Origin of the sequence: Staphylococcus sp. HMSC057A08 (genome assembly GCF_001812925.1) — a bacterium.
Classification (GTDB): Bacteria; Bacillota; Bacilli; order Staphylococcales; family Staphylococcaceae; genus Staphylococcus; species Staphylococcus hominis.
In genome coordinates, this window is record NZ_KV810845.1 from 24791 (window position 1) to 32381 (window position 7591).

Annotated in this window: 4 protein-coding genes and 1 other annotated feature; all 4 genes read left to right on the forward strand. The window is 33.3% G+C overall.

Annotated features, from left to right (window positions below):
• Positions 1-6 precede the first annotated feature (6 nt).
• On the forward strand, positions 7-1191 hold the full coding sequence (locus HMPREF2881_RS01550; RefSeq protein ID WP_049418251.1) for an MDR family MFS transporter: 1185 nt from the start codon (positions 7-9) through the stop codon (positions 1189-1191).
• Between the two features lie 66 nt (positions 1192-1257).
• Positions 1258-1448, forward strand: a binding site (T-box leader).
• 47 nt (positions 1449-1495) lie between these two features.
• On the forward strand, positions 1496-3910 hold the full coding sequence (gene leuS, locus HMPREF2881_RS01555) for a leucine--tRNA ligase (protein WP_002488439.1): 2415 nt from the start codon (positions 1496-1498) through the stop codon (positions 3908-3910).
• 18 nt (positions 3911-3928) lie between these two features.
• On the forward strand, positions 3929-4240 hold the full coding sequence (locus HMPREF2881_RS01560) for a rhodanese-like domain-containing protein (protein ID WP_002449646.1): 312 nt from the start codon (positions 3929-3931) through the stop codon (positions 4238-4240).
• A gap of 245 nt (positions 4241-4485) precedes the next feature.
• Positions 4486-7591, forward strand: a 3106-nt coding sequence (locus tag HMPREF2881_RS01565) for a SasC/FmtB family protein (protein WP_141752619.1), incomplete at its 3' end; no start/stop codon positions are given.

Sequence of the window (7591 nt, forward strand, 5' to 3'; positions counted from 1 at the left end):
AAAATTATGAATATACCTAGATCAGTATGGTGGCTAGTTATAGGAATGGCATTAAATATAACTGGTTCTAGCTTTTTATGGCCTTTAAATACGATTTATATGAAAGAAGAATTAGGAAAAAGCTTGACAGTTTCTGGGATTGTTCTAATGATTAATTCTTTTGGAATGGTAGTTGGTAACTTACTAGGTGGAACGTTGTTCGATAAGTTAGGTGGTTACCGAACAATCATGATAGGTACTATTACTTGTTTGCTTAGTACAACATTACTTAATTTCTTTCATGGATGGCCGTGGTATGCAGTTTGGTTAGTGCTACTTGGTTTTGGTGGAGGAATGATTGTTCCAGCAATCTACGCAATGGCTGGTGCCGTTTGGCCTAATGGTGGCAGAACAACTTTTAATGCTATCTACTTAGCTCAAAACATAGGTGTTGCTGCTGGAGCTGCAATGGGAGGTTTCGTTGCTGAATTTAGCTTTAATTTTATCTTCTTAGCTAATTTAATCATGTACGTATTATTTGGAATTGTAGCCTTTACGCAATTTAATTTAGAATACCACGCTAAAGTGAAATCACCAGATAGTCTAGATATCCAAAGTAAAGAAAATAAAAAACGTTTTATAGCTTTAATATTATTATGTGCCATGTTTAGTATTTGTTGGATTGGATACATTCAATGGGAAACAACAATAGCCTCATTTACGCAACAAATTAATATTTCAATGTCTCAATATAGTGTATTGTGGACGGTAAATGGAATTATGATTTTAGTTGCACAACCATTAATTAGACCAGTCATTCGTTTGTTAAAAGGAAACTTAAAATATCAAATGTTTGTTGGTATTTTAATTTTTATGTTGTCATTCTTTGTTACAAGTTTTGCAGAACAATTTACCGTTTTCTTAATAGGAATGATTATTCTTACTTTTGGTGAAATGTTTGTATGGCCTGCAGTACCAACGATTGCCAATTATTTAGCGCCACAAGGTAAGCAAGGTCAATATCAGGGTGTAGTAAATTCTGCATCAACTGTGGGGAAAGCATTTGGTCCTCTAATCGGGGGTATATTGGTAGATACATTCAATATGAGTGCAATGTTCATAGGAATGATCATTCTTTTATTAATAGGAATGTTTTTCTTATCTATTTTTGATAAGGGTCTACCGAAACAATCACAACATGAAAATCGTTGAAAGATAACTTGAAAATTAAACATATAAAATATGATGAACCACTTGCAATTAGGTTACGAATCTCATAATATTAAACTGTATTGGAGTAGTAACTTAAATACTTTTCTAAAGAGAGCTAGTGGTGGTGCAAACTAGCGTTAAGAATTAAGTGAACTTACCGTTAATTAATTGAATTTAAAACATCTCTTACTATTATAAAGTGCACATGTAAAATGTGAATGAGGGTGGTACCGCGGCTAAAGAAAGTCGTCCCTGTCAAAAGTAATAGTTTGAGGTGTTTTATTTTTATTAGGAGGAAAATACTTTGGGTTATAATCACAAAGAGATTGAAAAGAAATGGCAAAATTATTGGGCTGAGAATAAAACATTCAAAGCAAACGATAATTTAGGTCAAAAAAAATTCTATGCATTAGATATGTTTCCATATCCATCTGGTGCGGGATTACACGTAGGACATCCAGAAGGATATACTGCAACGGATATTATTTCTCGTTATAAACGTATGCAAGGATATAATGTATTACATCCAATGGGTTGGGATGCCTTTGGATTACCCGCTGAGCAGTACGCGTTAGATACAGGGAATGATCCTAGAGAATTTACTAAAAAGAATGTTCAAACATTTAAACGTCAAATTCAAGAACTAGGTTTTAGTTATGATTGGGATCGAGAAGTTAATACTACAGATCCTGAATATTATAAATGGACGCAATGGATTTTTATTCAGCTTTATAATAAAGGACTCGCATATGTAGATGAAGTTGCAGTAAATTGGTGTCCGGCACTTGGTACAGTGTTATCAAATGAAGAGGTTGTAGATGGTGTATCAGAACGTGGAGGTCATCCTGTATATAGACGTCCGATGAAACAATGGGTATTAAAAATTACAGAATATGCCGATCGTTTATTAGAAGATTTAGATGAATTAGATTGGCCTGAATCAATTAAAGATATGCAAAGAAACTGGATTGGTCGTTCTGAAGGTGCACGTGTGTCATTTAATGTTGAAAATACTAATGACACTATTGATGTGTTTACAACACGTCCAGATACTATCTACGGTACAACATTCTTAGTACTTAGTCCTGAACATGCGTTAGTGAATGAAATTACTACTGATGACAAAAAAGAAATGGTTAAACAGTATCAAGAAGAAGCATCAAAAAAATCAGACTTAGAGCGTACTGATTTAGCAAAAGATAAATCAGGTGTGTTTACTGGGGCGTATGCTATTAACCCGTTATCAGGTAAGAAACTTCCAATTTGGATTGCTGATTATGTATTATCGACTTATGGTACAGGTGCAGTTATGGCAGTACCAGGACATGATGAGCGAGACCATGAATTTGCTAAGAAATTTGATTTACCTATCATTGAAGTTATCGAGGGCGGAAACGTTCAAGAAGAAGCATATACTGGAGAAGGTGCACATATCAATTCTGGCGAACTAGATGGGCTAGATAATAAAGAAGCAATTTCTAAAGCAATTACTTTACTCGAAGCCAAAGGTGCTGGCGAGAAAAAAGTGAATTACAAATTACGTGACTGGTTATTTAGTAGACAACGTTATTGGGGAGAACCAATTCCAGTGATTCATTGGGAAGATGGTACGATGACAACTGTGCCTGAAGAAGAACTTCCATTATTACTTCCTGAAACTGACCAAATCAAACCATCTGGTACGGGTGAATCACCATTAGCCAATATTGATGACTTTGTAAATGTTGTTGATGAAAAAACAGGCATGAAAGGACGTCGCGAAACAAATACTATGCCACAATGGGCTGGTAGTTGTTGGTATTATTTACGATATATTGATCCACATAATGAGAATATGTTAGCAGATCCAGAGAAATTAAAACATTGGTTGCCGGTAGACTTATATATTGGTGGAGTAGAACATGCGGTACTTCACTTACTGTATTCAAGATTCTGGCATAAAGTATTATATGATTTAGGTGTAGTTCCTACGAAAGAACCATTCCAAAAATTATTCAACCAAGGTATGATTCTCGGTGAAGGCAACGAAAAAATGAGTAAATCTAAAGGTAATGTTGTTAATCCTGATGATATCGTAGCATCCCATGGCGCAGATACATTACGCCTATATGAAATGTTTATGGGACCATTAGATGCAGCTATAGCATGGAGTGAAAATGGGTTAGATGGCTCTAGACGTTTCTTAGATCGTGTATGGAGATTATTCATTAATGAAGATGGGTCATTATCTAATAAAATTGTTGAAAATAACGATAATTCATTAGATAAAGTTTATAATCAAACAGTTAAAAAAGTGACTGAAGACTTTGATACTCTTAACTTTAATACGGCAATTAGTCAATTGATGGTATTTATCAATGATTGTTATAAAGCGAATAACATTTACAAACCTTATGTAGAAGGATTTGTTAAAATGTTAGCACCAATTGCCCCTCACGTTAGTGAAGAGTTATGGCAACGTTTAGGCAATCAAGAAACTATTACGTACCAACCTTGGCCTACGTATAATGCATCATTACTTGTAGATGATGAGATTGAAATTGTAGTGCAAGTTAATGGTAAAGTAAGAGCGAAAATCGATATTCCTAAAGACTTATCTAAAGAAGATATGCAAGAGTTAGCATTACAAAATGAAAATGTTAAACTATCTATAGAAGGTAAAGAGATTAAAAAAGTTATTGCTGTACCTCAAAAATTAGTGAATATCGTTGCAAAATAATGAAGGAGGAGTTTTATAATGGAATCAATTACAGTAGATCAATTAAAAGAGAAAATACTAGGATCTAATCCAGTAAATATTATCGATGTGCGAACAGATGAAGAAACTGCAATGGGGACAATTCCTGGAGCTAAAACTATTCCAATGGATCAAATTGCTGATAACTTAAATCAATTTAATAAAAATGAAACGTACTACATCGTTTGTGCTGCAGGTGTTCGTAGTGAAAAAGTAGCGAACTACCTTGAAAATGAAGGTATTCATGCAGTTAATGTTGAAGGTGGCATGCAAGCATGGGGCGATGAAGGTATTGAAATAGACAGTATATAATGATTTATAGATATTTAAACAATAATACAGAAAAACAGCGAAGTTATGATTCTTCGCTGTTTTTTATAATTTAACTTATTTTTAATATTTTTATATTATTTAGTTGTAGTACTTTTAATTTTATTATGATATTATATTTAAGTGTGAATATAATATTATGTAAGTGATAGTAACAACTATAGCATACATAAAACATTTTCATTATAACAATTGACATCAAGAGAGAACATCAAGGAGGAAACATAATGAATCTTTTTAAAAAACAGACATTTAGTATTCGTAAATTTAGTGTGGGGACATTTTCAACGCTAATTGCTACATTAGTGTTTTTATCACATCCTGGTCATGCAGCAACTCATGATGCAGAAACAAATACAAGTGCGCCACAAACGAATGAAAGTGCGACGATTAATAAACAAAATACTAATATTGAACAACCACATAATGAAACAACGTCAGCAAATACATCTAATTCAAATGAAAATAATCGAAATAATGAAAGTAATACTTCAAGTGAGCATTCAATTAACCGTGAACGTGAAGAAGGTACAGTGAATAATGTAATTAATAGCACTGAAAATAATACAAATCATAATGAGAAAGTAACAACTAATGATGTAGTTAGTAATGAAAATAATCATGAAACTACAAACGTTAATCAACCACATAGAAGAGGGAAACGTTCAGTAGATAACACTCCTAGTACTACAAATACAGATCCGATGGCTGTAAATGAACAAAATACTGGTCAAATCATTAATGGGACATTTACAGATAATTCACAGGGTGCGACGATACCGACTAAGAATTTAGAGTCTGCAATGAATGAAGCAAATACTGTACCGGGTTGGCATGTAAATAGTAATGATCAAACCATCATTCCATTAATTTGGGGTCCTAAATCGTTGCCCGCATACAATCCTTATATATTCGATAAAACCAATAATAAAATTGGTGTAGTACTATCAAAATATAATGGTAACTTTAATCAAGTTCCAGGTATAGCTGATCCTACAGTAGGATCAATTTACCAAGATGTTGATGTTACTCCTGGATCAGAAATCCAATTACATTATATTTCTAGTAGTATGAATAATATATGGGGGGTTAATGGTGCAAGAGTGTATATTTACGATGCTAATAATCCTTCTACACTTTTATATAAAGGAACTCCGGATATATTACAGAACCCAATTGGTAACTTTGTAGGTGTATTTCAAGTGCCAGAAACAGTCTCACGATTAAGATTAAGATTTGAATCGGCATTAAATCGTAGTACTGATTCTACTAATGGACATAGACTTCTTACTGGTCCTAATAACTTTGGAGGCGGAGTGTTAGCTGATGTTACCATTAATAGTGGCGCATATTTAACTGCGACAGTAAATAATACACACTACTTTGCACAATCTGGATCCATAAATGCTGATCGAGTTTATCAAGAAATAGGGTTTAGAATTGAAAATAGAGGACATTCTAGTTCAAATAAAACAGAATATACGATTGTTTTACCAGAAGATGTGACATATGTATCTACAAAAAATGCTACTGGAAAATTTAATGCAGCAACTAAAGAGTTAACAGTTAAAATAGATCGACTTGAAGCAGGAGCAAGTAAAAATATTTCTATAGGATTATCCTTACCAACTGATCGACCAATTGAAAAAGAATTCTTAGGACATTTGACTTATGTTACAGATGGTATAAATATGAATAGGTTAAGTGATTCTAAAGATTTTGGACGTAATAATGGCGATCATTATACAAGATACGGTGTGCATAATGAATTTGTAAGTGTTGATTCTGCTATGCGACATGGAGATATTGTATTAGATAAACAAACTATTACAGTTAAAATGTATAAGCAACATTTGAGAGACAAAGTAACAGAAATTGAGGATGATTTAGCCAATCTTGATCAAAACGATAATTCACCAGAAGTATGGGAAGCAATGCAAGTGGTACTTAGAAAAGCTAAAGAAGTATTAGCTGAAACAGATGAGATGCCTATAAGTGAATTGAAAGATCAAGCAACGATTAATAGTATCGATTTAAATTTAGATAAAGCACATGCTAAATTATCATTAGACAAAGTTGCAAGAACTAAAAGAGCGCTCTTTATGGGTAACGATACAGCTACAATTGAAGAAAAAAATGCTGTGATTGAGCGAGTGAATCAAGCACTACAATCTAGTTATACAACTGTTGATCAATCAATGACCTCAAATGATGTAGCAACAAATAAAGACACTGGAATTAATGAAATTACAATGATTGATCTTACTCCAACAGTAAAGCAAGCAGCAATTGATGAATTAACTGAAAGAGCAAATGCTAAAAAAGTAGAGTTTGATAATAATCCTGATGCAACAGTAGAAGAAAAAGAAGCTGCAAAAGCAACGATTGATAATTTAGTGTCAGAGGCTACAACAAATATTATGAATGAAACTACAAATAATGGTGTAGCTCAACAAAAAACAAGTAGCATAGATAGTGTGAATGCTGCTACTATAACCCCAACTGTTCGAAGTAACGCTAGAACAGCAATAGATAATATAGCATCTGCAAGAAAAGTTGAAATAGATAAGGATAATAATGCAACTTTAGAAGAAAAAAATGCAGCCAAAACTGAGATAGACAATTTGGTAGCTAGAGCAAAAGCAGATATTAACAGTCTAAATCACAATAATGAAATTGAAATATTAAAAGAAAACAAAGTAAACGAGATATCACAAGTAGAAGCGCATCCAGTAAAGAAAAATGCTGCTACACAAGCAATTGATCAAGCCGCTATAGCTAAAAAACAAGAAATTGATTTAATAGAAGATGCGACTATAGAAGAAAAAGAAGTCGCAAAGGCAAAAGTAGATAAAATAGTAACCGAAGCTAAAAATAACATTAATCAAGCAACTACTAATTCAAGTGTAGATGATGCACAAAATGAAGGAATAACTGCAATTAATGCAGTTATTCCAGAAGTGGTTAAAAAATCAGATGCAAGAGATACAATCGATGAGGTAGCCCGAATTAAAAAAGCAGCAATTGATCAAACACCTGATGCAACAGTAGAAGAAAAAGAGGCAGCAATAGCGAAAATAGATCAAGAGGTTACTAAGGCTAAGGAACAAATTCATCAAGCACTAAAAAATGAAAATGTAGATACTGCTAAAACAAATGGTACGAATTTTATTAATGCAATCCAACCAGAAATTACGAAAAAAATAAAAGCAAGAGAGGCAATTGATGAAGTAGCTAGAGCTAAGAAAGAAGCAATTGATCGAATCCAGGATGCGACAACAGAAGAAAAAGAAGCTGCAAAAGCGAAAGTAGACCAAGCGGTAACGGAAGCCA